At 63.6% G+C, this 1,573-nt stretch carries 2 protein-coding genes; both read right to left on the reverse strand.

The genetic code is table 11. The annotated features are described in order from the left end of the window. Positions 1-448: flavin reductase family protein (locus EN939_RS33525; protein WP_164751486.1), on the reverse strand; the 448-nt coding region annotated here is incomplete at its 3' end. A gap of 11 nt (positions 449-459) precedes the next feature. Next, on the reverse strand, positions 460-1,573 hold a 1,114-nt coding region (locus tag EN939_RS33530; RefSeq protein WP_206528418.1), incomplete at its 5' end, for an LLM class flavin-dependent oxidoreductase.

Below are 1,573 nucleotides of genomic sequence, written 5' to 3' on the forward strand. Positions count from 1 at the left end.
CGGCCTCGACCGAGCCGATGACGATGGAATGCGTGCCGCGATCGATCATCTCGTCGAGGCTGCAGTCGAACGCGGCCACCGCGTCCGAAAGCAGTAAAGCTCCGGTCTTGAGCGTCATCCATTCGGCGCCCTCATAGCGGTCCTTGCCCTTGATGCCGCCAAAGCCGGAGAACCGCTCGGCCACGCGCTGATGCTGGGGGCCAAGCGAATTGACGCCGAAATGCCGGTAGCGTTCGATCACCGGCCAGGTCGACGACGACCTGTTGACGCAGGCGATCACCTTGGGCGGCTCGGCCGACAGCGAGACGACCGAAATGACCACCAGGCCGGAGCGATCCTCGCCGGTGCCAGCGGTGATGACGCTGACATTGCCGACGATCAGCCGCATCGCGGCCCGAAAATCCGCGACACCGACAGGATTTGCCTCCGAAGTCGTTGGTTCGGTCATGGGGGTTGCTCCTAGGCCGCCGACTGCATGGCGGCCGCTGCGATACGGATGCCCCGCTGTTCGAGGATAGGCAGGACGGTGTCGCGAAAATACGGGAATTCCTCGACATAGTCGACGAAGGACAGCGTCGAGCCGCGAAATCCGGCCTCGTGCAAGGCGGTGATCCCATCAGCGACCTGTTCGGCCGTGCCGGTGAGCGGGAAGCCGCCATGGCCCGCCGCCATCCGATCGCGGATGAGCGCCAGGAGGTCATGCGGGAACGACTGCGCATGCGCAAATTGCAGCTTCACCAGATTGTCGACGGCTGCCCAGTCGGCATTGGCGCGGGCGAAATGCTCGAGATAATCCTTCGCTTCCTTCTCGGTCGGCCGGCAGACGACATGGGCAAAGGTCAGCACGTCGACAGTGCTGCCGGCGGCGACCGCCTGTTGCTTCAGCGCGGCGATCTCGTCCCTGGAGCGTGACAGATCGATTGCCGGCGTGAACAGGAAGTCCGCATTGCGGACAGCGAATTTGCGCCCTTCTTCCGAGCCGGCGGCGTTGAGGATCGGCAGGCGCGCCGACGGCCGCGGATCGCCAAGCACGTTCTTCAGCTTGAAATAGGTGCCGTCCCAGTCGAACGCCTCGGTGCGATCCCACAGCGCCCTGACGATGTCGAACCATTCCTGTGCGTAGCCGTAGCGTGTGATGTGATCGTCGGGCAGCGTCAGCCCGAGCGCTTCATATTCCGGCTTGTTCCAGCCGGCGACGATGTTGAGGCCGATACGGCCGCGGCTGATCTGGTCGATCGTCGCCAATTGCTTGGCGACGACGACAGGGTGATTGGCCGCCGTGTGGGTGGTGGCGAAAACCGTGATGTTGCGGGTGAGCGCTAGGAGCCCTGCGGCCCAGGTGATCGTCTCCAGCACGTTGCCGTGGAAATTGGTCTCGCCCCCATAGCCGATCCAGCGGGCGATCGGCAGCATGAAATCGATACCGGCGTCGTCGAGCAGATGCGCCAGCCGCAGATTGTTGTCCCAGGAACTGACCCATCGTTCGGGAACCTTGGTGACGGTCATGCCGCCGGAACAATTGGAAGCGAAGGTCCCTAGAAAGAAGGGCTGTGCGTTGGCTGCGGTCTTGTCG

The organism is Mesorhizobium sp. M7A.F.Ca.CA.002.05.1.1, from assembly GCF_003998335.1.
Lineage (GTDB): Bacteria > Pseudomonadota > Alphaproteobacteria > Rhizobiales > Rhizobiaceae > Mesorhizobium.